Raw genomic sequence first — 26316 nt, forward strand, 5'->3', positions numbered from 1 at the left:
GACATGACCTCCGTATCCGCCCAGCCCCGTTCGACTCCGCCCCTTCCGCAGCGTGGCGCGCGATACCGCCTCGTCGTGCCGAACACCTCCGTCGCGCCCCGGATCGTGCGCGACTTCCTCGGCTTGCTGTTGCGTTCCACCGGACACCCGACGCTGGCGGACGACGCTCGTCTCTGTGTGAGCGAGGTCGTCACCAACGCGCACCGCCACACGCGTTCGCCGCTGATCCGGGTCGGGGTCGCGGTCACCCGACGACAGGTGACGGTGTACGTCACGGACGACGAGCCGGGTGCGCTTCCGGCGCGGCGCGGGGGTGAGGCGGTGGGGGCCGTGGAGGACGAGGGCGGCCGGGGACTCTTCCTCCTGAGCGGCCTCGCCGCCCGGTGGGGCGTCTCGTCCCACAGCGGGGACGCACTCGCGGTGAAGACGGTCTGGTTCACGCTGGCCGAACCACACCCGGGCGTACCCGCCTGAGAGGAAGGTCCCGGGTCCGCCCGCTGCCGTTCGGAACGTCGACCGGCCTCTGTCCGGACGTGCGCGGTGCGGTGGGGGTGAACCTGGTGCACCTATAAGGCTGTTGCGGCGGCGCGACTTCAAGCACCTCGGGGATCGTGGGGTGGTCGACGCAGGCGTGGTGGGCGAGGGGGAATGGTCGTATGGTCATGAGGCGGTCTGCTCCGTGGCACAGGTCGGCGGTACTGGCCGCCCTGATGCTGGCCGCCCTCACCTTCAACACGGCGGAGAACCTGCCGATCGGTCTCCTGGAACTCATCTCCGATGACCTACGGGTATCCCTGTCGGCGGTCGGCTACCTGGTCACCGGTTACGGCGTGACGGTCGCCGTGACGTCCTTGCCGCTGGCCCACATCACGCGGGCCGTGCCCCGACGGCACGTACTCACGGGACTGCTTCTCGCGCTCGTCGTGTCCAGTCTGGTCGCGGCGCTGGCCACGGCCTACTGGCTGCTGCTCGTGGCGCGGTTGCTGACCGCGCTCGCCCAGGCGCTGTTCTGGGCCGTGATGGGGCCGGTCGCGGTGGGCCTCTTCCCTCCCGAGGTCCGTGGACGAGTGGTGGGGGCGCTGTCCGTCGCCGGTTCGCTCGCCCTCGTGGTCGGCGTCCCCGCCGGGACCTGGCTGGGACGATGGAGCGGCTGGCCGGTGCCTCTCGCGGTACTGGCGGGGCTGGGGCTCATCTCCCTCGTGACGATCGCCGTCCTGCTGCCGACCTCGCGTCCGGAAGAAGGGCGCGCGGCCTACGGAGCCGACCCCGACCCCCGCCGGTTCGGGACCGTGCTGGCGGCCGGGGCCCTGTCCGCCACCGGGGCGTTCGCCGGATACACGTACATCGTGAAGTTTCTGGGCGCGGTGGGCGGCTTCTCCCAAAACGCGGTCGGTGTCCTGTTCGTGGCTTTCGGTGTCGCGTGTCTGGCCGGGGTGAGCATCACCGGGGCGCTGCTGGACCGCTTCCCGGACTCCGTACTGACCGCCGCGGTGGCCACGCAGGCGGTGGGGATGCTCGGCCTGTACGCGGCCGGCGGGCGTCCGGTGGCAGCGGTGGTGTTCCTGGTACTGATGGGCGGCGCACTCGGTCCGGTTTTCATGGCCACCCAGAACGAGATGCTGCGTTGCGCACCAGGCCGTACGGACATGGCACTCGCGGCCAACTCCGGTGCCTACAACGCCGGTATCGCGGCTGGCGCCGGGCTCGGGGGACTGGTCCTGTCGCTCACCGGCGTGCGGGGCACCTGCCTCATGGGCGGTCTGCTGACCGTCGGGGCCTGCGCGGTCCTGCTGGGGGAGCGGCTGCTGCCCGGGGATGTTGCGGGAAAGGCCCACCCGGGTGAGGAGTGACGCGCGGGCGAGGACGGAGCACGGCGCCGAGGACGACACGGCGGGTGAGGCGTGCGGGAGTACGGCGGTCGTGGTCGCTCCCGGACCTCCGCGCGTCCGTTCACGATCGTCGCCCGTGGTGTCCCGTACGGGCGCGGACACGGCGAAGGGCCGCCGTTCCCGAGCGGGGGAGCGGCGGCCCTTCGTCTGCCGCGTGACCACCGGACATGCCTGGGTGGGGCCGGTCGCGGGGACGCGGGTGTGTGCTTGTGAATCAGAGAACGCGGATGAATCAGAGAACGCGGACCGCGCCCGACGGACGGTCGTAGTCCAGGGAGCGCAGCACCACACCGGTCGAGGAGTTCTGCGCGCCGACGAACTGGCCGCCGCCCACGTAGACGGCGACGTGGTACGCGTTGCCCGCGCTGCCCCAGTACAGGATGTCGCCCGGCTGAAGGTTGCTCAGGGAGACCTGGGTGCCCGCCACCGACTGGTTCTGCGAGACGCGCGGCAGGTCGATGCCGACCGTGCGGAACGCGGCCTGGACCAGGCCCGAGCAGTCCCACGAGTTGGGGCCGGTGCCGCCGGGCACGTACGCGTCGCCGACCTGCGCCTTGACGAAGGAGACGATGGAGGCGGCGGAGCCGGTGGCGTTGGACGACTTCGACGAGGAGGGCGACGAGGCCGTCGTGGCGTGCGTGGCGGAGGAACCGCGCGACGTGGACGGCGAGGAGACGCTGAGCGTCGTACGCGCCGTGGAGCGGGAGGCGCGCTGCTGGGCGGCCTTCTCCTTGGCCTTGGCGGCCGCCTCGGCCTTCGCCTTGGCCTCCGCCTTGCGGACGGCCTCGGCCTTGGCCTTCTTGGCGGTCTTCGCGGCCTGGTCGGCCGCGGCGTCCTCCTGGGCACGGGCTTCCAGGTCGAACGCGACCTGCTGGGTCGCCTGCGCGGACTCCGCGACGACGGTGGAGAGGCCCGAGGTGATGGTGGGCATCTCGATGGTCTGGGTCACCGGCTCGGCCTGGGCCGGGCCCGCGGCGCCGGCCACTGCGATGGTGCTGAGGACGCCACCGGCAACTCCGGCACGCAGCGCCGTCTTCGAGGCGTTTCGGCGCGGCTTCCGGTGGCTGGGTATGAGAGCGGTGTGGGACATGGGTACAACCGCTATCAGGGCTTTCGGGGTTCCTTCAAGAAACGTGTGTTGCGACACAGTCACGTTCGGAATTGGTGAATCCGCTTCCTGACGGGCCTTATTGACGCCGTAACGGGCAAATCGGGCGCGGGTGATCACTGCCGTGATCACGGTCTTTCGGTAATACGTCCGAATTGCCCGCCGCCTACCATCCGTTCACATCGATGGCCAAGCCCGCTTTTGTTGAAGCCTCAATGGAGTGACGCAGGTCACAGGGTGATCGGCGGCTCGCGAGGGGAGCGGGTGGCCGGATCGCGTCGCTCTCCCGGGGTGCCGCCGGAGCGGGCCCCGAGCCGACCGGTGACGGAACCGTATGTCCGGTGGATCGTGAATGCGGGCACATGTCCCGTTCGGTCCGCCGGGACTCTCCCGTGAACCGCCCCCGGCTGCGGCGCCGTTCAATATCACCCGAGCGCGTCCAGCTCCAATTTGCGTGCAGCCACCATCTCTTGATACTGCAACACCCCTTTGACCAGCGCCTACGAGGTCGGATGTCACGTCTGGTGATCACTCGACCGCTTCGCGTACGAAGATCACCGCTCATCCGACTTCATGATCGTTCGTCAGGTGGTGGAGATCACAAAGACGTTGTCGCACCCCGTGTCGCAGATCACAGGACGGCGGGCATAGGATGCGGGGCAGTCGGGCTTGTGAACTGCCTCACATGTACACGATCTTGGTGAGGTGGCGAGCCGGTCGCCCGATGCGGTCCAACGGTCAAGGACGACTGGAAGGAGCGAGGAGCGTGAATGCCTACGCGCCCATCCTCGTGCTCGGCGCCCTCGGGGCAGGGTTTGCGATCTTCTCCGTGGTCATGGCCACGCTTATCGGCCCGAAGCGGTACAACCGAGCAAAGCTCGAAGCGTACGAGTGCGGTATCGAACCCACACCCACCCCGGCCGGAGGCGGCCGCTTTCCGATCAAGTACTACCTGACGGCGATGCTCTTCATCGTCTTCGACATCGAGATCGTCTTCCTCTATCCCTGGGCCGTCACCTTCGACTCCCTGGGGATGTTCGGGCTCGTCGAGATGCTGCTCTTCGTGCTCACCGTCTTCGTCGCCTACGCGTACGTATGGCGTCGCGGCGGCCTGGAATGGGACTGAGGGGCTGAGGGGCACACCATGGGACTCGAAGAGAAGCTGCCCAGCGGCTTCGTGCTGACCACTGTCGAGCAGGCGGCCGGCTGGGTACGGAAATCCTCCGTCTTCCCGGCCACCTTCGGCCTCGCCTGCTGCGCCATCGAGATGATGACGACCGGAGCCGGGCGCTACGACCTGGCCCGTTTCGGGATGGAGGTCTTCCGCGGATCACCGCGGCAGGCGGACCTGATGATCGTGGCGGGGCGGGTCAGCCAGAAGATGGCGCCCGTCCTGCGGCAGGTCTACGACCAGATGCCGAACCCCAAGTGGGTCATCTCCATGGGGGTTTGCGCGTCATCGGGCGGGATGTTCAACAATTACGCCATTGTTCAGGGTGTCGACCACATCGTCCCGGTGGACATCTATCTGCCGGGCTGCCCGCCGCGTCCCGAGATGCTGATCGACGCGATCCTCAAGCTCCACCAGAAGATCCAGGGCTCCAAGCTCGGGGTCAACGCGGAGGAGGCCGCCCGCGAGGCGGAGGAAGCGGCGCTCAACGCGCTCCCCCTGATCGAGATGAAGGGGCTGCTGCGGTGACCGACGAACAGAGCGGCAACGCCGTACCCGCGCCGCGCGACGCGTCCGGTGAGGTCATCCGCGTACGCAAGGGCATGTTCGGCGCCAACAACGGCGGCGACACCTCCGGCTACGGCGGCCTCGTCCGTACCGTCACCCTGCCGGGCGCCACGCCCCGCCCGTACGGCGGCTGGTTCGACGAAGTGGCCGACGAGCTCGAAGGGGCCCTGGAGGAACAGGACCTGCTGCCCGCCCACGCCATCGAGCGGACCGTCGTCGACCGTGGCGAGCTCACCTTCCACATCGCCCGCGAACACCTCGTCCAGGTCGCCAGGACCTGCCGCGACGACCCGGCGCTGCGCTTCGAACTCTGTACGGGGGTCAGCGGCGTCCACTTCCTCGGTGACAAGGGCCGCGAACTGCACGCGGTCTACCACCTGCGGTCCCTCACCCACGGCCGGCTGATCCGGCTGGAGGTGTCCGCCCCCGACAGCGACCCGCACATCCCGTCGCTCGTCGCGGTCTACCCGACCAACGACTGGCACGAGCGCGAGACCTACGACTTCTTCGGGCTCGTCTTCGACGGGCACCCCGCCCTCACGCGGATCATGATGCCGGACGACTGGCAGGGCTTCCCGCAGCGCAAGGACTACCCGCTCGGCGGCATCGCCGTCGAGTACAAGGGCGCCCAGATTCCGGCTCCGGACCAGCGGAGGTCGTACTCCTGATGACCACTCCCCACGCAACGCCCCGCGCTACGACCGAGGGGACTGTATATACAGTCACCGGCGGCGACTGGGACGAGGTCGTCCAGTCCGCCGCCAAGGCCGACGACGAGCGCATCGTCGTCAACATGGGCCCGCAGCACCCCTCCACGCACGGCGTGCTGCGGCTCATCCTGGAGATCGACGGCGAGACCGTCACCGAGGCCCGCTGCGGCATCGGCTACCTCCACACCGGCATCGAGAAGAACCTCGAATTCCGGAACTGGACCCAGGGCACCACGTTCGTCACGCGCATGGACTACCTGACGCCCTTCTTCAACGAGGCGGCGTACTGCCTCGGCGTCGAGAAGCTGCTCGGCATCGAGGACCAGATCCCCGACCGGGCCACCGTCATCCGCGTCCTGCTGATGGAACTCAACCGGCTCTCCTCGCACCTGGTGTGCATCGCCACCGGGGGCATGGAGCTGGGCGCCACGACGATCATGATCTACGGGTTCCGCGACCGGGAACTCGTGCTCGACCTCTTCGAGCTGATCACCGGGCTGCGCATGAACCACGCGTTCATCCGCCCCGGCGGCCTCGCCCAGGACCTTCCGCCGGGCGCCGTCGACCAGGTGCGCGAGTTCGTGCGGACCATGAAGAAGAACCTGCCGGAGTACGACGCGCTCGCCACCGGCAACCCCATCTTCAAGGCCCGGATGCGGGACGTCGGCTACCTCGACCTCACCGGCTGCATGGCGCTCGGCGCCACCGGGCCGGTCCTGCGCTCCGCCGGGCTCCCGCACGACCTGCGCAAGACCGACCCGTACTGCGGATACGAGACGTACGACTTCGACGTCCCCACCGCCGACACCTGCGACGCCTACGGCCGCTTCCTGATCCGGCTGGAGGAGATGCGCCAGTCGCTGCGGATCGTCGAGCAGTGCCTGGACCGCCTGGCACCCGGCCCGGTCATGGTCGCCGACAAGAAGATCGCCTGGCCCGCGCAGCTCGCGCTCGGCCCGGACGGACTCGGCAACTCCCTCGACCACATCAAGAAGATCATGGGCACCTCCATGGAGGCCCTGATCCACCACTTCAAGCTGGTGACCGAGGGCTTCCGGGTCCCGGCCGGACAGGTGTACACGGGCGTCGAGTCCCCCAAGGGCGAACTCGGCGTGCACGTCGTCTCGGACGGCGGCACCCGGCCCTACCGGGTCCACTTCCGCGACCCGTCCTTCACCAACCTCCAGGCCATGGCGGCGATGTGCGAGGGCGGCCAGGTCGCCGACGTCATCGTCGCCGTCGCGTCCATCGACCCCGTGATGGGAGGCGTCGACCGGTGACCGCAGCGAACAGTGAAGTCAGCCTGGGGATGCCGCAGCTCCCCGCCCCCGCCTACCCGGCCGAGGTGCGCGCCAGGCTCGAAGCGGACGCGCGGGAGGTGATCGCCCGCTACCCCGACAGCCGCTCCGCGCTGCTGCCGCTGCTGCACCTCGTGCAGTCCGAGGAGGGGTACGTCTCCCGCACCGGCATGGCGCTCTGCGCCGAACTCCTCGGCCTCACCACCGCCGAGGTCACCGCCGTCGCGACCTTCTACACGATGTACCGCCGCAGGCCCGGCGGCGACTACCAGGTCGGCGTCTGCACCAACACGCTCTGCGCGGTGATGGGCGGCGACGCCATCTTCGACCGGCTGAAGGACCACCTCGGCGTCGGCAACGACGAGACGACCGAGGACGGCAAGGTCTCCCTCGAACACATCGAGTGCAACGCCGCCTGCGACTACGCGCCCGTCGTGATGGTCAACTGGGAGTTCTTCGACAACCAGACACCGGAGAGCGCCCAGCGGCTCGTCGACGACCTGATCGCCGGCCGGACCGTCGAACCCACCCGCGGCGCCCCCCTCTGCACGTACAAGGAGACCGCCCGCATCCTGGCCGGTTTCCCCGACGAGCGCCCCGGCGCCGTCGAGGCGACCGGCGGCGCCGGACCCGCCTCGCTCGTCGGACTGCGGCTCGCCAAGGGCGAGGAGGCGAGGCCGCACGTGGTCTCCCCGCGCGGCGCCGCCCCCCACGGGGTCCAGCCGCACGACCCGTCGCCGTCCGAACACCTCAGCTCGCACGACGCACCGCAGCAGACCTCGGCGTCCGACCCGGACAACCCGGCCGGACCCACCGCCGAGGAGGGGGAGTGATGACGTTGACCGCCGAAATCAACGAGAACGGGACCAGCCCCGAAAAGCTCCTGTCCCCGGTCCTCTCCGCCTTCTGGGACCAGCCGGAGTCCTGGACCCTGGACACCTACCGGCGCCACGAGGGGTACCAGGGACTGCGCAAGGCCCTCGCCATGACCCCCGACGACCTCATCGCGTACGTCAAGGACGCCGGACTGCGCGGCCGGGGCGGCGCCGGCTTCCCCACCGGGATGAAGTGGCAGTTCATCCCGCAGGGCGACGGCAAACCGCACTACCTGGTCGTCAACGCCGACGAATCGGAGCCCGGGACCTGCAAGGACATCCCGCTCCTCTTCGCCAACCCGCACTCCCTCATCGAGGGAATCGTCATCGCCTGCTACGCGATCCGCTCCTCCCACGCCTTCATCTACCTCCGCGGCGAGGTCGTGCCCGTACTGCGGCGGCTGCACGAGGCCGTGCGCGAGGCCCGGGAGGCGGGCTACCTCGGGACCGACATCCTCGGCTCAGGGCTCGACCTCGAACTCACCGTCCACGCGGGCGCGGGCGCGTACATCTGCGGTGAGGAGACCGCACTCCTCGACTCGCTCGAAGGGCGGCGCGGCCAGCCCCGGCTGCGGCCCCCCTTCCCCGCGGTCGCCGGTCTGTACGCCTGCCCCACCGTGGTGAACAACGTCGAGTCCATCGCCTCGGTTCCCGCGATCCTGAACCGCGGCAAGGACTGGTTCAGGTCGATGGGCAGCGAGAAGTCCCCCGGATTCACGCTGTACTCGCTCAGCGGGCACGTCACCAGCCCCGGCCAGTACGAGGCCCCGCTCGGCATCACCCTGCGCCAGCTGCTCGACATGAGCGGCGGCATCCGGGCCGGGCACCGGCTGAAGTTCTGGACCCCCGGCGGCTCGTCCACCCCGATGTTCACCGACGAACACCTCGACGTCCCGCTCGACTACGAGGGCGTCGGCGCCGCCGGCTCCATGCTCGGCACCAAGGCCCTCCAGTGCTTCGACGAGACGACCTGCGTCGTACGGGCCGTGACCCGGTGGACCGAGTTCTACGCCCACGAGTCCTGCGGCAAGTGCACCCCGTGCCGCGAGGGGACGTACTGGCTCGTCCAGTTGCTCCGCGACATCGAGGCGGGCAAGGGCAGGCCGGACGACCTCGACAAGCTCAACGACATCGCCGACAACATCAACGGCAAGTCCTTCTGCGCCCTCGGCGACGGCGCGGCCTCGCCGATCTTCTCCTCGCTGAAGTACTTCCGCGAGGAGTACGAGCAGCACATCACGGGCAAGGGCTGCCCCTTCGATCCCGCCAAGTCGACCGTCTGGGCCGACGACAAGACCGCTCACCAGGGGGTGAACGCATGACAGTCACCACGAGTGCGCCCTCCGGGGGCGGCGAGGCGGCCGTCCCGCCGGAAGACCTCGTCACGCTGACGATCGACGGCATCGAGATCAGCGTGCCCAAGGGCACCCTGGTCATCAGGGCCGCCGAACTCCTCGGCATCGAGATCCCGCGCTTCTGCGACCACCCGCTCCTCGACCCGGCCGGCGCCTGCCGCCAGTGCATCGTCGAGGTCGAGGGCCAGCGCAAGCCGATGGCGTCCTGCACCATCACCTGCACCGACGGCATGGTCGTCAAGTCGCAGATCACCTCCCCGGTCGCGGAGAAGGCCCAGCGCGGGGTGATGGAGCTGCTGCTCATCAACCACCCGCTGGACTGCCCCGTCTGCGACAAGGGCGGCGAGTGCCCGCTCCAGAACCAGGCGATGTCGCACGGCGGCGCCGACTCCCGGTTCGACGGCAGGAAGCGCACCTTCGAGAAGCCCGTGCCGATCTCCACCCAGGTGCTCCTCGACCGCGAACGCTGCGTTCTCTGCGCCCGCTGCACCCGGTTCTCCAACCAGGTGGCGGGCGACCCGATGATCGAACTGATCGAGCGCGGCGCGCTCCAGCAGGTCGGCACGGGCGAGGGCGACCCGTTCGAGTCGTACTTCTCCGGCAACACCATTCAGATCTGCCCGGTCGGCGCGCTGACCTCGGCGGCGTACCGCTTCCGCTCCCGCCCGTTCGACCTCGTGTCGTCGCCGTCGGTGTGCGAGCACTGCGCGGGCGGCTGCGCGACCCGCACCGACCACCGGCGCGGCAAGGTCATGCGGCGGATGGCGGCCGACGATCCCGAGGTCAACGAGGAATGGCTCTGCGACAAGGGCCGCTTCGGGTTCCGTTACGCGCAGAAGCCGGACCGGCTGACCACCCCGCTCGTACGCAACGGCGACGGCGTCCTGGAACCGGCGAGCTGGCCGGAGGCCCTGGCCGCCGCCGCGCGGGGGCTGGCGGCGGCGCACGGCAGGACCGGTGTGCTGACCGGCGGCCGGCTGACCGTCGAGGACGCGTACGCGTACAGCAAGTTCGCCCGGGTCGCCCTCGGCACGAACGACGTCGACTTCCGGGCCCGGACGCACAGCGCCGAGGAGGCCGACTTCCTCGCCGCGAGCGTCGCCGGGCGCGGCCGGGACCTCGACGGCACCGGAGTCACCCACACCTCGCTGGAGAAGGCCCCGGCGGTGCTGCTGGTCGGCTTCGAGTCCGAGGAGGAGGCCCCGGGCGTCTTCCTGCGGCTGCGCAAGGCGCACCGCAAGCGCGGACAGCGGACGTTCGCCCTCGCCTCGCACGCCACGCGCGGTCTGGAGAAGGCGGGCGGCACCCTGCTCCCCGCCGCCCCCGGCACCGAGACCGAGTGGCTGGACGCGCTCGCGGGCGGCGTCGGCCTGGAGGGCAAGGGGGCCGAGGCAGGCGAGGCGCTGCGCGCCGGGGGCGCCGTGATCGTGGTGGGTGAGCGGCTGGCCGGGGTGCCGGGCGCGCTGACCGCCGCCGTACGGACGGCGACCGCGACCGGCGCCACGCTGGTGTGGATTCCGCGCCGGGCCGGGGAGCGGGGCGCGGTGGAGGCGGGCGCGCTGCCTTCGCTGCTGCCCGGCGGCCGTCCGGTGACCGACCCGGGGGCCAGGGCCGAGGTGGCCTCCGTGTGGGGGGTCGCCGAACTCCCGGCCCGGTTCGGCCGCGACACCGGCCAGATCGTGGAGGCGGCGGCCACCGGCGAACTGGGCGCGCTGCTCGTCGCCGGGGTCGAGACCACGGACCTGCCGGACCCGGCACGCGCCCTGGAGGCGCTGGACCGGGTCGGTTTCCTGGTCTCGCTGGAGCTGCGGCCCAGCGAGGTCACCGAACGGGCCGACGTGGTGTTCCCCGTCGCGGCCGTCGTCGAGAAGCCCGGCACCTTCCTCAACTGGGAGGGCAGGGCCCGGATGTTCGAGGCCGCGCTGAAGCCGGAACAGATGACCCGCAGGCTCGCGCCGAGCGACGCCCGGGTGCTGCACATGCTGGCCGAGGCGCTCGACGTGCGGCTCGCGCTGCCGGACCTGCGGTCCGCCCGGCGGGAGCTGGACCGGCTCGGCGGCTGGGCGGGCGCCCACGCCGAGGGGCCGTCCGAGTCCGCCAGGCCGCTGCCCAGGCCCGGCGACGGCGAGGCGGTCCTCGCGGGCCACCGGATGCTGCTCGACCGGGGCCGGTTGCAGGAGGGCGACGAAGCGCTGGCCGGGACCCGGCACGCGGCCGTCGCGCGGCTCTCCGCGACCACGGCCGCCGAGGCCGGGGTGAAGGACGGCGACCTGCTGGCCGTCACCGGCCCGACGGGCGGCGTCGAACTCCCGCTGAGGGTCACCGACATGCCGGACCGGGTGGTCTGGGTGCCGCTGAACTCCGCCGGGCGGGGCGTACCGGCCGACACCGGCGCCCGACCCGGCGGCCTGGTCCGGATCGGCCCCGCCGCGCCGGACACCCACGTCGTCACATCGGAGGTACGAGGGTGACTGGCCTCGCTCTACTCGCGACGGCACCCGACAGCGCCGTACTCGCTGCCGAGGACCTGTCGATGTTCGGCACCGACCCCTGGTGGCTCGTCGTCGTCAAGGCGGTGTTCTGCTTCGCCTTCCTGATGGTGACCGTGCTGGTCGCCATCGTCTGGGAGCGCAAGGTCGTCGCCTGGATGCAGCTGCGCATCGGGCCCAACCGGCACGGGCCCTGGGGCATGCTCCAGTCCCTCGCCGACGGCATCAAGCTGATGCTGAAGGAAGACCTTGTCGTCAAGCGGGCGGACAAGTTCGTCTACGTCCTGGCGCCGATCGTCGCGGCCGTGCCCGCGTTCATGGCGATCGCGGTGATCCCGTTCGGTCCCTCGGGCAACGAGGTGTCGATCTTCGGCCACCGCACGGCGATGCAGCTGACGGACCTGCCGATCGCGATGCTCTACGTCCTCGCGGTCGCCTCGGTCGGCATCTACGGCATCGTCCTCGCCGGCTGGTCGTCCGGATCGACGTATCCGCTGCTCGGCGGGCTCCGCTCGTGCGCGCAGATGATCTCGTACGAGATCGCGATGGGCGCCGCGTTCGCCTCCGTCTTCCTCTACTCCGGGTCGATGTCGACCTCGAAGATCGTGGAGGCGCAGGCGGACCGCTGGTACATCCTGCTGCTGCCCGTCTCGTTCATCATCTACATCGTCACGATGGTCGGCGAGACCAATCGCGCCCCGTTCGACATGCCGGAGTCCGAGGGCGACCTGGTCGGCGGCTTCAACACCGAGTACTCGTCGATCAAGTTCGCGATGTTCATGCTCGCCGAGTACGTCAACATGGTCACCGTGTCCGCGGTCTCCGCGACGCTCTTCCTGGGCGGCTGGCGGGCCCCGTACCCGATCAGCACCTTCTGGGAGGGCGCGAACCACGGCTGGTGGCCGATGCTCTGGTTCGTCGTCAAGGTCCAGCTGCTGCTGTTCTTCTTCATCTGGCTGCGCGGCACCCTGCCCCGCGTCCGTTACGACCAGCTGATGAAGCTCGGCTGGAAGGTCCTCATCCCGGTCTCCGTCGTCTGGCTGATGCTCGTCGCGACCATGCGGGCGCTGCGGAACGAGGGATACGACTTCACCCGGATCGTGCTGTACGTCGCCGGTGTCGTGATCGCGATCCTGCTGATCTCCGCCGTCGTCGACGTCTTCCGCGACCGCCGGGCGAAGGCGACCGCGGCGGAGGAGGAACCGGAGCCCGCGTTCGACCCGATGGCGGGCGGGTTCCCGGTGCCGCCACTGCCCGGACAGACCCTTCCGCCGGTACCGCGCCGCAGGCCACGTCGCGAGCGGGAGCTCGTTGTCAGTGGTGGGGCGGATACTCACAGTGACGGAGAAGCGAGTGACGGAAAGGAGGCCGGCGATGCCTGAGTCAGCTGCGTCATCCGGATTGCCGGAGCCCACCGGGTCCTCAGGGTCCTCGGGGTCCTCGGGGGACAGGTTCCTGAACCCCGTGGCCGGTTTCGGCGTGACCTTCAAGGCCATGTTCAAGAAGCGGCTGACCGAGCAGTACCCGGAACAGCAGAAGGTCACGGCGCCGCGCTTCCACGGCCGGCACCAGCTCAACCGTCATCCGGACGGCCTGGAGAAGTGCATCGGCTGCGAGTTGTGCGCCTGGGCGTGTCCGGCGGACGCGATCTACGTCGAGGGCGCGGACAACACCGAGGAGGAGCGCTACTCCCCGGGCGAGCGGTACGGCCGCGTCTACCAGATCAACTACGCCCGCTGCATCCTCTGCGGGCTGTGCATCGAGGCGTGCCCCACCCGGGCGCTCACGATGACCAACGAGTTCGAACTGGCCAACACCAGCCGCGAGAGCCTGATCTACACCAAGGACGAGCTGCTCGCCGGCCTGGAGGAAGGCATGGTCGACAGCCCGCACGCGATCTTCCCCGGGATGGACGAGCAGGACTACTACCGGGGCGTGGTCACCGAGGCGGCACACGGCACGGAACGCCAGACGGCGGTGACCAAGGGCGAGAAGCCCGACGAGCCGCGGGACGCGGTCCCGGGCGTTCGCGCCGAGGACGAGAAGACGGTCCGTACCGGGGGGGTGGGCGCATGACCGGCCTGGCCGCGGCCGCCTCCACCACCTCGACCGGCGAGGCGGTCCAGTTCTGGGTGCTCGGCACGGTCGCCCTGATCGGCGCCCTGTTCACCGTGCTGATGAGGAGGGCCGTCCACAGCGCGCTCTCGCTCGCGGGGACGATGATCGTCCTGGCGGTGTTCTACCTCGCCAACGGCGCCTATTTCCTAGGTATCGTGCAGATCATCGTCTACACCGGCGCGATCATGATGCTGTTCCTCTTCGTGGTCATGCTCGTCGGCGTCACGGCGGCGGACTCGCTGAAGGAGACCATCAAGGGCCAGCGGTGGCTGGCCGCCGGATGCGGCATCGGCTTCGGCGTGCTGCTGATCGCGGGCATCGGCAACGCCTCGCTGAACAGTTTCAACGGCCTCGGCGGCGCCAACGCCGCGCACGGCGGGAACGTCGAGGGACTGGCCAGCCTCATCTTCACCAGGTACGTCTTCGCCTTCGAGATCACCGGCGCCCTGCTCATCACGGCGACCGTCGGCGCGATGGTGCTCACGCACCGGGAACGCACCGAACGGGCCAAGACGCAGCGGGAGATGTCGCAGGAGCGCGTCCGCGGCAAGCACCTCCCGCCGCTGCCCGCCCCCGGTGTCTACGCCCGGCACAACGCGGTGGACATCGCGGGCCTGCTGCCGGACGGCACCCCGTCCGAGCTGACCGTCATGAGCACGCTGCGCGAGCGCGGCCAGATCCGGGACGTGTCGCACGAAGCACTCGCCGACCTGAAGGCGCTGGAACAGCGCTCCGAGGAGCGGCTCGGCCGTGACCAGGAAGAGGAGGTCACCAAGTGAACCCGGTCAACTACCTCTATCTCGCGGCCCTGCTGTTCACCATCGGCGCGGCCGGGGTGCTGATCAGGCGGAACGCGCTCGTGGTGTTCATGTGCGTGGAGCTGATGCTCAACGCCTGCAACCTCGCGTTCGTCACCTTCTCCCGGATGCACGGCAACCTCGACGGGCAGATCATCGCGTTCTTCACGATGGTCGTCGCCGCAGCCGAGGTCGTGGTCGGGCTCGCGATCATCGTGTCGCTGTTCCGTTCCCGCCACTCGGCCTCGGTCGACGATGCCAGCCTGATGAAGCTGTAAGGGGCCGCTGGACACCATGGAGAACCTGATCGCGCTGCTCGTCGCGGCGCCTCTGCTCGGAGCGGCCGTGCTGCTCTGCGGCGGTCGACGGCTCGACCGCGTAGGACACTGGCTCGGCACCCTGTTCGCCGCCGCCTCGTTCGTCATCGGCGTGGTGCTCTTCGCCGGGATGCTGGGGGACGAGGCCACGGCCCGCACCCTGCGCCAGCACCTGTTCAGCTGGGTACCGGTCGAGGGGTTCCAGGCCGACGTGGCCTTCCAACTCGACCAGCTGTCGATGACGTTCGTGCTGCTGATCACCGGTGTGGGCACCCTGATCCACATCTACTCGATCGGCTACATGGAGCACGACGAGCGACGCCGTCGCTTCTTCGGCTACCTGAACCTGTTCCTCGCGGCGATGCTCCTGCTGGTCATCGCCGACAACTACCTGCTGCTGTACGCCGGGTGGGAGGGCGTCGGCCTGGCGTCGTACCTGCTCATCGGCTTCTGGCAGCACAAGCCGAGCGCGGCCACCGCCGCGAAGAAGGCGTTCCTGGTCAACCGGGTCGGCGACATGGGCCTGTCGATCGGGATCATGCTGATGTTCACCACCTTCGGCACCTTCGCCTTCGGGCCGGTGTTCGCCGCCACCGGCGACGCGAGCGAGGGCAAGCTGACGGCCATCGGCCTGATGCTGCTGCTCGCCGCCTGCGGCAAGTCGGCCCAGGTCCCGCTCCAGTCCTGGCTCGGTGACGCGATGGAGGGCCCGACCCCGGTCTCGGCCCTCATCCACGCCGCCACCATGGTGACCGCGGGCGTCTACCTCATCACCCGCTCCGGCGCGATCTTCAACGGCGCCCCCGACGCCCAACTGGCCGTCGTGGTCGTCGGCGCGGTCACGCTGATCTTCGGGGCGATCGTCGGTTGCGCGAAGGACGACATCAAGAAGGCCCTCGCCGGTTCGACGATGTCGCAGATCGGCTACATGATCATGGCCGCCGGGCTCGGCCCGATCGGCTACGTCTTCGCGATCATGCACCTGGTCACCCACGGCTTCTTCAAGGCCGGACTCTTCCTCGGCGCCGGTTCGGTCATGCACGGCATGAACGACGAGGTCGACATGCGGAGGTACGGCGGCCTGCGGAAGTACATGCCGGTCACCTTCGTCACCTTCGGCCTCGGCTACCTGGCGATCATCGGCTTCCCCGGTCTGTCCGGATTCTTCTCCAAGGACAAGATCATCGAGGCGGCCTTCGCGAAGGGCGGCACCGAGGGCTGGATTCTCGGCGGGGTCGCCCTGCTGGGCGCCGCGATCACCGCGTTCTACATGACGCGCGTGATGCTGCTGACCTTCTTCGGCGAGGAGCGGTGGCGTCGCGCGGCGACCCCCTCACCCGCCGAACCGGACGTCGAGCCCGCCGCCGAGACCCGCGGCGAGCACACCGAACCGCACCCGCACGAGTCCCCGAGGTCGATGACCATCCCCATGATCGTCCTCGCCTTCGGATCGGTGTTCGCCGGAGGGTTCTTCTCCATCGGCGACCGGTTCCTGAACTGGCTGGAACCCGTCACCGGGCACGACCACGGAGACGCCCCGGTCAGCGCCGCGACCGTCACCACCGCCACCATGGTGGTGCTGGTCATCGGCGTCGGCATCGCCTGGGCGATGTACGGCAGGCGCCCGGTGCCCGCCGTCGCCCCGCGCGGCTCGCTGCTCACCCGGGCCGCCCGCCGCGACCTCCTCCAGGACGACTTCAACCACGTGGTCCTGGTACGCGGCGGCGAACACCTCACCCGCTCCCTGGTCTACGTCGACCACACCCTGGTCGACGGTGTCGTCAACGGCACGGCCGCCTCGTTCGGCGGACTCTCCGGCCGGCTGCGCAAACTGCAGAACGGCTACGTCCGCTCCTACGCGGTCTCGATGTTCGGCGGTACGGCGGTCGTCATCGCCGCGACCCTGCTGATGAGGACGGTCTGATCACCATGTCCTTTCCTCTCCTGACAGCGACGGCGGCGCTCCCCGCGATCGGTGCGGTCGTCACCGCCGCCGTCCCGGCCGCACAGCGCACCGCCGCCAAATGGCTGGCACTGCTCTTCTCGCTGGCCACCCTCGTCCTGGCGGCCGTCGTGCTCGTCCGCTTCGAACCCGGCGGCAGCCGCTACCAGCTCACCGAATCGCACGCCTGGATCAAGGACTTCGGGGTGCGGTACGAGCTGGGGGTGGACGGCATCGGGGTGGCGCTCCTCGCGCTCACCGCGCTGCTGATCCCGTTCGTGATCCTGGCGGGCTGGCACGACGCCGACCCGCGGACCGAGCCCACGGCGGGCTCCGCCCCGGTCAAGGCGTCACGCTGGCGGCCCACCCAGGGTTTCTTCGCGCTGATCCTGATGACCGAGGCGATGGTGATCCTCTCCTTCGAGGCCACCGACGTCTTCCTCTTCTACATCCTCTTCGAAGCCATGCTCATCCCGATGTACTTCCTCATCGGCGGCTTCGGGGACCGGGCGCACGCGGGCACCGACGAGCACGCGGCGGCGCAACGCTCGTACGCCGCGGTGAAGTTCCTCCTCTACAACCTGGCCGGCGGGCTCCTCATGCTCGCCGCGGTCATCGGGCTGTACGTCGTCGCGGGCAGCTTCTCGCTCTCCGAGATCGCCGAGGCACGGGCCAACGGCTCGCTGTCCATGGCGACGAGCACCGAACGCTGGCTGTTCCTCGGCTTCTTCTTCGCCTTCGCGGTGAAGGCGCCCCTCTGGCCGCTGCACACCTGGCTGCCCAACGCCATGGGCGAGGCGACCACCCCGGTCGCCGTGCTGCTCACCGCGGTCGTCGACAAGGTCGGCACCTTCGCGATGCTCCGCTACTGCCTCCAGCTGTTCCCGGAGGCCAGCAAGTGGGCGACACCGGTGGTGCTGGCGCTGGCCCTGGTCAGCATCGTCTACGGGGCGCTGCTCGCCGTCGGCCAGCGGGACATCAAGCGGCTCATCGCCTACGCCTCGATCTCGCACTTCGGCTTCATCATCCTGGGCATCTTCGCGATGACCAGTCAGGGCCAGTCCGGCGCCACGCTGTACATGGTCAACCACGGCATCTCGACGGCCGCCCTGATGCTGGTCGCCGGATTCCTGATCACCCGGCGCGGTTCGCGGCTCATCGGTGACTACGGCGGAGTGCAGAAGGTCGCCCCGGTGCTCGCGGGCACCTTCCTCATCGGCGGTCTGGCCACTCTGTCACTGCCCGGACTCGCCCCGTTCGTCAGCGAGTTCCTGGTCCTGGTCGGCGCGTTCAGGGCCTACCCGGTGGTCGGCATCATCGCCACCGTGGGGATCGTGCTCGCCGCGCTCTACGTCCTCGTCCTCTACCAGCGGACGATGACGGGCCCGGTCACCGCCCGGGTCGACGGCATGGCGGACCTCAAGGTCCGTGAGCTGGTGGTGGTCGTCCCGCTGATCGCTCTGCTGATCTTCCTGGGCGTCTACCCGAAGCCGCTGACGGAGATCGTCAACCCAGCGGTGAAGCACACCATGTCGGACGTACAGAAGAAGGACCCCCAGCCCGAGGTGGAGGCCGCCAAGTGAGCGCAACAGCTGTCCACAGTCTGTGGACGACGGCGGGCGGGGTGACATCGGCCGCCCCGGACGAGAAGTTCACGGCGCCGACCATCGAGTACGCCCAGCTGACACCGGTACTGATCGTGATCGGCGTCGCCGTTCTCGGGGTGCTGGTCGAGGCGTTCGTACCACGCAGGGCCCGCTACCACACGCAGGTCTTCCTCACCGTCGTCGCGCTCGCCGCCGCGTTCGCCGCGGTGGTCGGGCTCGCCGTCGGGGGGTACGGCACGACGAAGGCGCACATCGCCGCGATGGGCGCGGTGGCCGTCGACGGACCGGCGCTGTTCCTCCAGGGCGTCATCCTGCTGACCTCGCTGGTCGCGGTCTTCACCTTCGCCGAACGCCGGCTCGACCCGGAGTCGCACGGCAACCGCGTCGACTCGTTCGCCGCGCAGGCCGCGTCGATCCCCGGCAGCGACAGCGAGAAGGCCGCCGTCCGGGCCGGGTTCACCACCACCGAGGTCTTCCCGCTGGTCCTCTTCTCCGTGGCGGGAATGCTGGTCTTCCCGGCGGCCAACGACCTGCTGACGCTCTTCGTCGCGCTGGAGGTCTTCTCGCTCCCGCTCTACCTGCTCTGCGCCGTCGCCCGCCGCAAGCGGCTGATGTCGCAGGAGGCGGCGGTCAAGTACTTCCTGCTCGGCGCCTTCTCCTCGGCGTTCCTGCTGTTCGGGATCGCCCTGCTGTACGGGTACGCGGGCTCCGTCTCGTACGCCACGATCGCCGACGTCGTGGAGGGCTCGGTGCAGAACATCGACCCGGCGCTCGCCGACACCATGGGCAACGACGTGCTGCTGCTCATCGGCGGCGCGATGATCCTGACCGGACTGCTGTTCAAGGTCGGCGCGGTGCCGTTCCACATGTGGACCCCGGACGTCTACCAGGGCGCTCCGACTCCGGTCAGCGGTTTCATGGCCGCCGCCACGAAGGTCGCCGCCTTCGGCGCGCTGCTGCGCCTGCTGTACGTGGTGCTGCCGGGCCTCACCTGGGACTGGCGTCCGGTGATGTGGGGCGTCGCGATCGCCACGATGCTGGGCGGTGCGGTCGTCGCCATCACCCAGACCGACATCAAGCGGCTCCTCGCGTACTCCTCCGTCGCGCACGCCGGGTTCATCCTCGCGGGCGTGATCGCGGCCACCCCGGCGGGCATCTCGTCGGTCCTCTTCTACCTCGCCACGTACTCCTTCGTGACGGTCGGCGCGTTCGCCGTCGTCACCCTGGTGCGCGACGCGGGCGGCGAGGCCACGCACCTGTCGAAGTGGGCGGGGCTCGGGCGGCGCTCCCCGCTGGTCGCCGCGGTCTTCGCGGTGTATCTGCTGGCCTTCGCCGGTATCCCGCTGACCTCGGGCTTCGCCGGAAAGTTCGCCGTCTTCAAGGCGGCGGCGGAGGGCGGGGCGAGCGGTCTCGTCGTGGTCGGTGTGATCGCGTCGGCCATCTCCGCGTTCTTCTACCTCCGGGTCATCGTGCTGATGTTCTTCAGCGAGCCGAAGGCGGACGGCCCGACGGTCGCCGTCCCGTCCCCGCTGACGATGACGACGATCGCGGTCGGCGTGGCGGTCACGGTGGTGCTGGGTGTGGCCCCGCAGTACTTCCTGGACCTGGCGAGCCAGGCCGGGGTGTTCGTGCGGTAAGCGGTAAGCGGTAGCGGTACGCGGTCGGCGGTGAGCGCCGGCCGGTACGCGGTACCGGGACACGGGATCGGTGATCGCCGGGCGGCCCTGGAACGGGCGGCCCGGCGATCACCGTTCTCCGGACCGGGGAAGAGGGGATCGGGGCAGGTCCGGGGCAGGGTGGCGGCGGCCGGAATGTCAAGGGTGGCGAGGTGTTGTCACAGGCGGCGCCTATCGTGGGCGGCGGACAGGCAGGGCCGAGGCGGTACGGATCTCCAGGGACAGGACGATGGACGGGACGATGAGCGAGCTGGCCGGAAGCGCGGTGGCCGGGGGCGAGGTGGCCGAGAGCGACGCGGTGCGGACGCTGCACCGGGTGTTCGGTTACGAGACGTTCCGGGGCGAGCAGGAAGCGGTCGTCGACCATGTGGTGGCCGGCGGCGACGCGGTCGTGCTCATGCCGACCGGTGCCGGGAAGTCGCTGTGCTACCAGATCCCGTCGCTGGTCAGAAGCGGCACCGGGATCGTGATCTCGCCGCTGATCGCCCTGATGCAGGACCAGGTGGACGCCTTGCGCGCGCTCGGTGTGCGGGCCGGGTTCATCAACTCCTCGCAGGACTTCGACGAGCGCAGGTCGATGGAGGCGCAGTTCCTCGCGGGCGAGCTGGACCTGCTGTACCTGGCCCCGGAGCGGCTGCGGCTGGACGCCACGCTGGGGCTGCTCGCCCGGGGCGAGATCTCCGTCTTCGCGATCGACGAGGCGCACTGCGTCGCCCAGTGGGGCCACGACTTCCGGCCGGACTACCTGGCCCTGTCCGTGCTCGGCGAGCGGTGGCCCGACGTACCCCGGATCGCGCTCACCGCGACCGCCACGCACGCCACGCACCAGGAGATCACCCAGCGGCTGGGCATGCCCGACGCGAAGCACTTCGTGGCGAGCTTCGACCGGCCCAACATCCAGTACCGCGTCGTACCGAAGGCCGACCCGAAGAAGCAGCTGCTCACCTTCCTCAAGGAGGAGCACGCCGGGGACGTCGGCATCGTCTACTGCCTCTCGCGGAACTCCACGGAGAAGACCGCCGAGTACCTCTGCCGCAACGGCATCGAGGCCATCCCGTACCACGCGGGTCTGGACGCCGGGACCCGCAGGCGTCACCAGGCGCGGTTCCTCCGTGAGGACGGTCTCGTCGTCGTCGCGACGATCGCGTTCGGCATGGGCATCGACAAGCCGGACGTCCGGTTCGTCGCCCACCTCGACCTGCCGAAGTCGGTCGAGGGCTACTACCAGGAGACCGGCCGCGCGGGCCGTGACGGACTGCCGTCCACGGCCTGGATGGCGTACGGACTCCAGGACGTGGTCCAGCAGCGCAAGATCATTCAGGGAGGGGAGGGCGACGAGGCGTTCCGCCGCAGGGCCGCCGCCCACCTCGACTCGATGCTGGCGCTCTGCGAGACCGCGCAGTGCCGCCGCGCCCAGCTCCTCACCTACTTCGGGCAGGAGCCGCGGACCACGGCCTGCGGCAACTGCGACACCTGCCTCACCCCGCCCGAGACCTGGGACGGCACGGTCGCCGCGCAGAAGGTGCTCTCCACCATCGTGCGGCTGAAGCGCGAGCGCGGGCAGAAGTTCGGCGCGGGACAGATCATCGACATCCTGATGGGGCGCAAGACCGCCAAGGTCATCCAGTTCGACCACGACCAGCTCTCCGTCTTCGGCATCGGCGAGGAGCTGACCGAGGCTGAATGGCGGGGCGTGGTGCGGCAGTTGCTCGCCCAGGGCCTGCTGGAGGTCGAGGGCGAGTACGGCACGCTGGTGCTGACCGGCGACAGCGCGTCCGTGCTCGGCCGGGAGCGGGAGGTGCGGCTGCGCAAGGAGCCCAGGACGCTCACGACCCGGGCCCCGAAGAGCGAGCGCAAGGCCAGGTCGGCGGCGGTCGTCGCCGACCTGCCCCCGGAGGCCGTCCCGGTCTTCGAGGCGCTGCGGACCTGGCGCGGCGCCCAGGCGAAGGAACAGGGCGTCCCGGCGTATGTGATCTTCCACGACGCCACACTGCGCGAGATCGTCGCCCTGCGGCCCGCCTCGGTGGCGGAGCTGGGCGGGATCAGCGGCATCGGTGAGAAGAAGCTGGCGACGTACGGGGAAGGGGTGCTCGCGGTGCTGGCGTCGTTCGACGGGGCGCCGGGTGGGGATGCGGACGCGGGCGTGGGCGCGGACTCGATGGATGCCGCCGGGGGACCGGTTCCGCGGAGCGTCCCGGCCGCCGACCCCGCCCCCGCCGCGGCTGCCCCGGCAGCCGCCGACCCGGTGGTGGTTCCGGCGCGGGCGGGCGGAGACCCGGCTGCGAAGCCGGCGCGGGTCGGGAGGGCCGCCGGTCGTGGGGCCGACGCGTACGACGGGGCGGACCACCTGGGCTGGGACGAGGAACCTCCCGAGTACGAGTGAGTCGTCCGGGCCGGTCCGGGCGCCCGAGCCGAAACCGGGGCCCTGGGCGCTCGGACGCCCCGCCTGTGCGGGGATGGCCGGGGGCGGATCACGCCGACTCTTTCCGGGCCCGCCGCCCCGCGCATGCCGTAATGATCCCGGAGCCGGCCGGCCCCGGTCCCGGCCGGTCATGCGGTCGCGGTGGCTCCTCTCGCCGCGTAGGCGCGTACGTCCGCGTCCGGGTCGGCGGTCGCCGAGGCGAGGGCCGACCTGGCCGGTGCGTGGGCCGGGTGGCGGAGCAGGGCGAGGACCGCGGCCTTGCGCACATCGGCGTTCGGGTCGTCGAGAGCGGCGGCCAGCGCGGGTACGGCCACCGCCGGGTCGGCGGCGGCGAGCGCGGTGGCGGCGCCCGCGCGGACCTGCCACGCCCGGTCGGTCAGGGCGGTGACGGCGGCGGTGGCGTACGGCGCCGGGCACCCCGTCGCGGCCAGCGCGGCGAGCGCGGCGGCCCGGACCAGCGGGTCGTGGTCGTCCAGGAGCGGCGCGAGCGGGCCGGGGCCGGGGGAGCGGACCGCCGCCAGACCCTTCGCGACCGCCACCCGCACCTCGCGGGACGGGTCGGCGGCGGCCCCCGCCAGTTCGGCGGTGGCGTCGACGGAGACGAGGGCGCGCACGGTGTGCGTCCGGACCTCGGCGTCGGGGTCGGTGAGCGTACGGGCGAACAGGGCCGCGTGGCCCAGGCGCAGCGCCCGCAGCGCGTCGAGCGCCGCTGCCCGTACGACGGGATCGTCCGAGGTGAGCGCGGTGACCAGCGGTGCGCGCAGGGCGGGTTCGGCCGGCAGTACCTCGACCAGTTCCCGGAGTGAGGCCGCCGCCGCTGCCCGCACGGACGGCGACCGGTCCGAGAGCGTGGCCGCCAGCGCGGGACCGGTGCCCGTCGGGTTCGCCTCGGTGAGCGCGGCGACGGCGGCCCGGCGGACCGAGGGATCGGGGTCGGCGAGATACGGGGCGAGGGCGGCGAGATCCGGCTGTTCCTCGGCCAGGGCCAGCAGTTCGAGGATGCGCGGGGAGGGGGCGGCGTCGAGGTCCTGGTCGGTGGTCCCGGGCCCGCGCCGGTCTTCCGGGGGCGCCGGAGGCGGTGTGCCGTGGGTGTCGCCCGTGGCCGGGCGGTCCCCGAGGTCCGCCGACGCCGTGCGGTCGCGGGTGCCCGCCGTCGCCGTGCGGTCCGGGACGATCTCGCCCAGGTGGCGGGGTTCGCCGCCGACGGGGCTGAACTCGTCCACCGGTACGAGGTACGGCTCCACCGGCCGCGCCGTGAACTCCATCGTCCCGACCGGTGACTTGCGCAGGTCCAGATGGTGGAGCCAGCCCTCGTCGTCCCGCCCCGGATGGTCGGTGCGTTCGTGGTAGAGCCCCCAGCGGGACTCCGTGCGGGCGAGCGAGGAACGGGCCGCCATCTCCGCGCAGTCCCGGATGAAGGTGACCTCCGCGCACCGCATCAGCTCGTGCGGGGTCGTGGCCCCCATCTCCGCGATCTCGCCGCGCATCCGCTCGAACGACTCGACGGCGATGGAGAGCCTGGCGCCGGACTTCGGCGGGGCGACGTAGTCGTTCACGAAGCGGCGCAGCTTGTACTCGACCTGCGGTTGCGGCGGGCCCTCGGGGTTGCGCAGCGGACGGTAGACGAGTTCGTGGGCCGCCCGCAGCTGGTCGGGCGGCAACTCGCCCTCGTACACCGTGAACCGCGCGGCGTCCGCACCCGCCAGATCGCCGAAGACGAACGCGCCGATCATGTAGTTGTGCGGTACGCAGGCGAGGTCACCGGCCGCGTACAGGCGCGGCACGGTGGTGCGGGCGTGGTCGTCGACCCGTACCCCGGACGCGGAATGGCCGCCGCAGAGGCCGATCTCCGAGATGTGCATCTCGATGTCGTGGGTGCGGTAGTCGTGGCCCCGGTTGGCGTGGAAGGTGGCACGGGTGGGGCGTTCGGTGGTGTGCAGGATCGTTTCGAGAGCGGCGACCGACTCCTCGGGGAGATGGCTCAGCTTCAGATAGACCGGGCCCCGGTCGGAGGCCAGTTCCTCGGCGAACTCGGCCATCATCTGCCCCGACCAGTAGTCGGAGTCGACGAAGCGTTCGCCGTGCCGGTTGACCTGGTAACCACCGAACGGGTTGGCCACGTAGGCGCACGCCGGACCGTTGTAGTCCTTGATCAGCGGGTTGATCTGGAAGCACTCGATGCCGGTCAGTTCGGCGCCCGCGTGATAGGCCATGGCGTAGCCGTCGCCCGCGTTGGTGGGGTTCTCGTACGTACCGTAGAGATATCCCGAGGCGGGCAGCCCGAGGCGTCCGCAGGCGCCGGTGGCGAGGATGACGGCTCCGGCGCGCACGGTGACGAAGCGGCCGGTACGGGTGTTGAAGCCGGCCGCTCCGACGGCCCGGCCGTCGTCGCCGGTGAGGACGCGGACCGGCATCACGCGGTTCTCGATCCGGATGCGTTCGCGCATCTCGCGGCGGCGCAACTGCCGGTACAGGACCTTCTTGACGTCCTTGCCCTCCGGCATCGGCAGCACGTACGAACCGGAGCGGTGCACCTGGCGCACGGCGTACTCGCCGTGTTCGTCCTTCTCGAACTTCACGCCGTACGACTCCAGCCGGCGCACCATGTCGAAGCCGCGCGTCGCGGTCTGCCGGACGGTGGACTGGTCGACGATGCCGTCGTTGGCGCGGGTGATCTCGGCGACGTAGTCGTCGGGTTCGGCCCGGCCGGGGATCACGGCGTTGTTGACCCCGTCCATGCCCATGGCGAGGGCCCCGGAGTGGCGTACGTGGGCCTTCTCCAGGAGGAGGACGGAGGAGCCGTTCTCGGCGGCGGTGAGCGCCGCCATGGTGCCGGCCGTGCCGCCCCCGATGACCAGGACGTCACAGCTCAGTTCCTCGGCGTCGGTGAGGGCGGGGATGCGCACGGTCGGGCCTTTCACTGGGGCTCCCGGGACGGGGGCGGCGGAGGGGGAAGGGGAGGAGACGCCGGCGAGGTCGGGACGGGGGGTGGGGCTTCCGGAGCCGTGGAAGGTGCGGTTCCGGAGGCCGCGGTCGCCGGGGCTCCGGGGAGCGCCGAGGTCAGCGACGCGAGGACTTCGCGGCGCAGGGCGACGGTCGCCGGGTGGCCGTGCGCGGCACGTTCACGCGGACGCGGTACGTCGAGCACCCGGCCCGTGGAGAGCAGCGCGACCCGGTCGCCCAGGAACACCGCCTCGTCCACGTCGTGCGTGACGAACACGACGGTGGCGCCCGTGCCCCGCCACACGTCGACCAGCAACTGCTGCGTGGCGGCCCTGGTCTGCGCGTCGAGCGCGCCGAACGGCTCGTCCATCAGCACGGCCCGGGGTTCGGCCACCAGGGCGCGGGCGAGCTGGACGCGCTGACGCTGCCCGCCGGAGAGCCGGTGCGGCGGCTTCGCGCCGTGACCGTCCAGGCCGACCCGGGTCAGCCAGTGTTCGGCGCGCTCCCGGCGCTCAGCGCGGGCCACGCCCCGGATGGCGAGGGGGAGTTCGACGTTCGCCCGGACCGTGCGCCATGGCAGCAGCGCGTCGTCCTGGAAGACGAGCGCCCGGTCGGCGTGCGGTCCGGTGATCGGCTCGCCGTCCTGGTGGACCTCGCCGTCGAGCGCGGGCAGCAGCCCGGCGAGGGTCCGCAGCAAAGTCGACTTCCCGCAGCCGGACGGGCCGACGACGGTGAGGATCTCGCCCGGCTCGACATCGAGGCCGATCCGGTCGAGCACCGGCACGGAACCCCGGCCGACGGCGGCCCCGCGCAGGGTGAGGCGGACGCCGCGGGGGCCGGTGCCGGTGCCCTTCACCGTGTCCGGGGTGCCGGGCCCGGACCTGCTTCCGGATACGGCTCCGGGCCCGGTCCCGGCTTCGGCGTGGGAACCCGCCGTCGGACGCGCCGCGCTGTTCATCGTGTCCGCCATGCTCCCCGTCGTGCTTCCCGTCGTGCTCTCTGTCGTGTTCTTCGTGTTCTTCGTGGTGGTCC

At 70.6% G+C, this 26316-nt stretch carries 20 protein-coding genes; 17 read left to right on the forward strand and 3 right to left on the reverse strand.

The genetic code is table 11. The annotated features are described in order from the left end of the window. Nucleotides 1-3: 3 nt before the first annotated feature. Nucleotides 4-474, forward strand: a complete 471-nt coding sequence (locus tag PZB75_RS19230) for an ATP-binding protein (RefSeq protein WP_275536546.1) — start codon at nucleotides 4-6, stop codon at nucleotides 472-474. 182 nt (nucleotides 475-656) lie between these two features. Continuing rightward, on the forward strand, nucleotides 657-1850 hold the full coding sequence (locus tag PZB75_RS19235; protein WP_275536547.1) for an MFS transporter: 1194 nt from the start codon (nucleotides 657-659) through the stop codon (nucleotides 1848-1850). A gap of 271 nt (nucleotides 1851-2121) precedes the next feature. Here PZB75_RS19235 and PZB75_RS19240 read toward each other — a convergent pair whose 3' ends face one another. Further along, the gene (locus tag PZB75_RS19240; protein WP_275536548.1) at nucleotides 2122-2979 is read right to left on the reverse strand and encodes a C40 family peptidase; all 858 of its coding nucleotides are present in this window, start codon (nucleotides 2977-2979) and stop codon (nucleotides 2122-2124) included. A gap of 784 nt (nucleotides 2980-3763) precedes the next feature. Between PZB75_RS19240 and PZB75_RS19245 the strand changes: the two genes are divergently transcribed. The 15 genes from PZB75_RS19245 to recQ all read left to right on the forward strand — a co-directional run bounded on the left by PZB75_RS19245 (nucleotide 3764) and on the right by recQ (nucleotide 22302). Continuing rightward, nucleotides 3764-4123, forward strand: coding sequence for an NADH-quinone oxidoreductase subunit A (locus tag PZB75_RS19245; RefSeq protein ID WP_275536549.1), 360 nt, complete (start codon nucleotides 3764-3766; stop codon nucleotides 4121-4123). 18 nt (nucleotides 4124-4141) lie between these two features. Then, entirely contained in the window at nucleotides 4142-4696 is a 555-nt protein-coding gene (locus PZB75_RS19250) for an NADH-quinone oxidoreductase subunit B (RefSeq protein WP_024491742.1), read from the forward strand. Continuing rightward, nucleotides 4693-5403, forward strand: coding sequence for an NADH-quinone oxidoreductase subunit C (locus tag PZB75_RS19255; protein WP_275536550.1), 711 nt, complete (start codon nucleotides 4693-4695; stop codon nucleotides 5401-5403). The genes PZB75_RS19250 and PZB75_RS19255 overlap by 4 nt, the downstream gene beginning before the upstream one ends. Continuing rightward, the gene (locus PZB75_RS19260) at nucleotides 5403-6725 is read left to right on the forward strand and encodes an NADH-quinone oxidoreductase subunit D (protein WP_275536551.1); all 1323 of its coding nucleotides are present in this window, start codon (nucleotides 5403-5405) and stop codon (nucleotides 6723-6725) included. The genes PZB75_RS19255 and PZB75_RS19260 overlap by 1 nt, the downstream gene beginning before the upstream one ends. Before the next feature lie 29 nt (nucleotides 6726-6754). Beyond that, nucleotides 6755-7576, forward strand: coding sequence for an NADH-quinone oxidoreductase subunit NuoE (gene nuoE, locus PZB75_RS19265; RefSeq protein ID WP_275538768.1), 822 nt, complete (start codon nucleotides 6755-6757; stop codon nucleotides 7574-7576). Then, complete coding sequence (gene nuoF, locus PZB75_RS19270; protein WP_275536552.1) at nucleotides 7576-8940, forward strand: NADH-quinone oxidoreductase subunit NuoF; 1365 nt, start codon at nucleotides 7576-7578, stop codon at nucleotides 8938-8940. Before nuoE ends, nuoF begins: the two co-directional genes overlap by 1 nt. Then, complete coding sequence (locus PZB75_RS19275) at nucleotides 8937-11444, forward strand: NADH-quinone oxidoreductase subunit G (protein ID WP_275536553.1); 2508 nt, start codon at nucleotides 8937-8939, stop codon at nucleotides 11442-11444. The genes nuoF and PZB75_RS19275 overlap by 4 nt, the downstream gene beginning before the upstream one ends. Continuing rightward, entirely contained in the window at nucleotides 11441-12844 is a 1404-nt protein-coding gene (gene nuoH / locus PZB75_RS19280) for an NADH-quinone oxidoreductase subunit NuoH (RefSeq protein WP_275536554.1), read from the forward strand. The genes PZB75_RS19275 and nuoH overlap by 4 nt, the downstream gene beginning before the upstream one ends. After that, nucleotides 12837-13538, forward strand: a complete 702-nt coding sequence (gene nuoI / locus PZB75_RS19285; RefSeq protein ID WP_275536555.1) for an NADH-quinone oxidoreductase subunit NuoI — start codon at nucleotides 12837-12839, stop codon at nucleotides 13536-13538. Before nuoH ends, nuoI begins: the two co-directional genes overlap by 8 nt. Then, a complete protein-coding gene (locus PZB75_RS19290) occupies nucleotides 13535-14359 on the forward strand; it encodes an NADH-quinone oxidoreductase subunit J (protein WP_275536556.1) in 825 nt (274 codons plus the stop codon). The genes nuoI and PZB75_RS19290 overlap by 4 nt, the downstream gene beginning before the upstream one ends. Beyond that, nucleotides 14356-14655, forward strand: coding sequence for an NADH-quinone oxidoreductase subunit NuoK (gene nuoK / locus PZB75_RS19295; protein WP_275536557.1), 300 nt, complete (start codon nucleotides 14356-14358; stop codon nucleotides 14653-14655). The genes PZB75_RS19290 and nuoK overlap by 4 nt, the downstream gene beginning before the upstream one ends. 16 nt (nucleotides 14656-14671) lie before the next feature. Then, entirely contained in the window at nucleotides 14672-16618 is a 1947-nt protein-coding gene (nuoL, locus tag PZB75_RS19300; protein WP_275536558.1) for an NADH-quinone oxidoreductase subunit L, read from the forward strand. 5 nt (nucleotides 16619-16623) lie between these two features. After that, complete coding sequence (locus tag PZB75_RS19305; protein ID WP_275536559.1) at nucleotides 16624-18219, forward strand: NADH-quinone oxidoreductase subunit M; 1596 nt, start codon at nucleotides 16624-16626, stop codon at nucleotides 18217-18219. Next, nucleotides 18216-19880, forward strand: a complete 1665-nt coding sequence (nuoN, locus tag PZB75_RS19310; protein WP_275536560.1) for an NADH-quinone oxidoreductase subunit NuoN — start codon at nucleotides 18216-18218, stop codon at nucleotides 19878-19880. Before PZB75_RS19305 ends, nuoN begins: the two co-directional genes overlap by 4 nt. A gap of 268 nt (nucleotides 19881-20148) precedes the next feature. Next, nucleotides 20149-22302, forward strand: coding sequence for a DNA helicase RecQ (recQ, locus tag PZB75_RS19315; protein WP_275536561.1), 2154 nt, complete (start codon nucleotides 20149-20151; stop codon nucleotides 22300-22302). 167 nt (nucleotides 22303-22469) lie between these two features. Here recQ and PZB75_RS19320 read toward each other — a convergent pair whose 3' ends face one another. Together PZB75_RS19320 and PZB75_RS19325 are read right to left on the reverse strand one after the other, a co-directional pair. Further along, a complete protein-coding gene (locus PZB75_RS19320) occupies nucleotides 22470-25247 on the reverse strand; it encodes a fumarate reductase/succinate dehydrogenase flavoprotein subunit (RefSeq protein ID WP_275538769.1) in 2778 nt (925 codons plus the stop codon). Between the two features lie 11 nt (nucleotides 25248-25258). Continuing rightward, nucleotides 25259-26242: an ABC transporter ATP-binding protein gene (locus PZB75_RS19325; RefSeq protein WP_275538770.1), complete on the reverse strand. Its 984-nt coding sequence runs from the start codon at nucleotides 26240-26242 to the stop codon at nucleotides 25259-25261. Nucleotides 26243-26316: the final 74 nt, after the last annotated feature.

This window comes from Streptomyces sp. AM 4-1-1 (genome assembly GCF_029167625.1).
Lineage (GTDB): Bacteria > Actinomycetota > Actinomycetes > Streptomycetales > Streptomycetaceae > Streptomyces.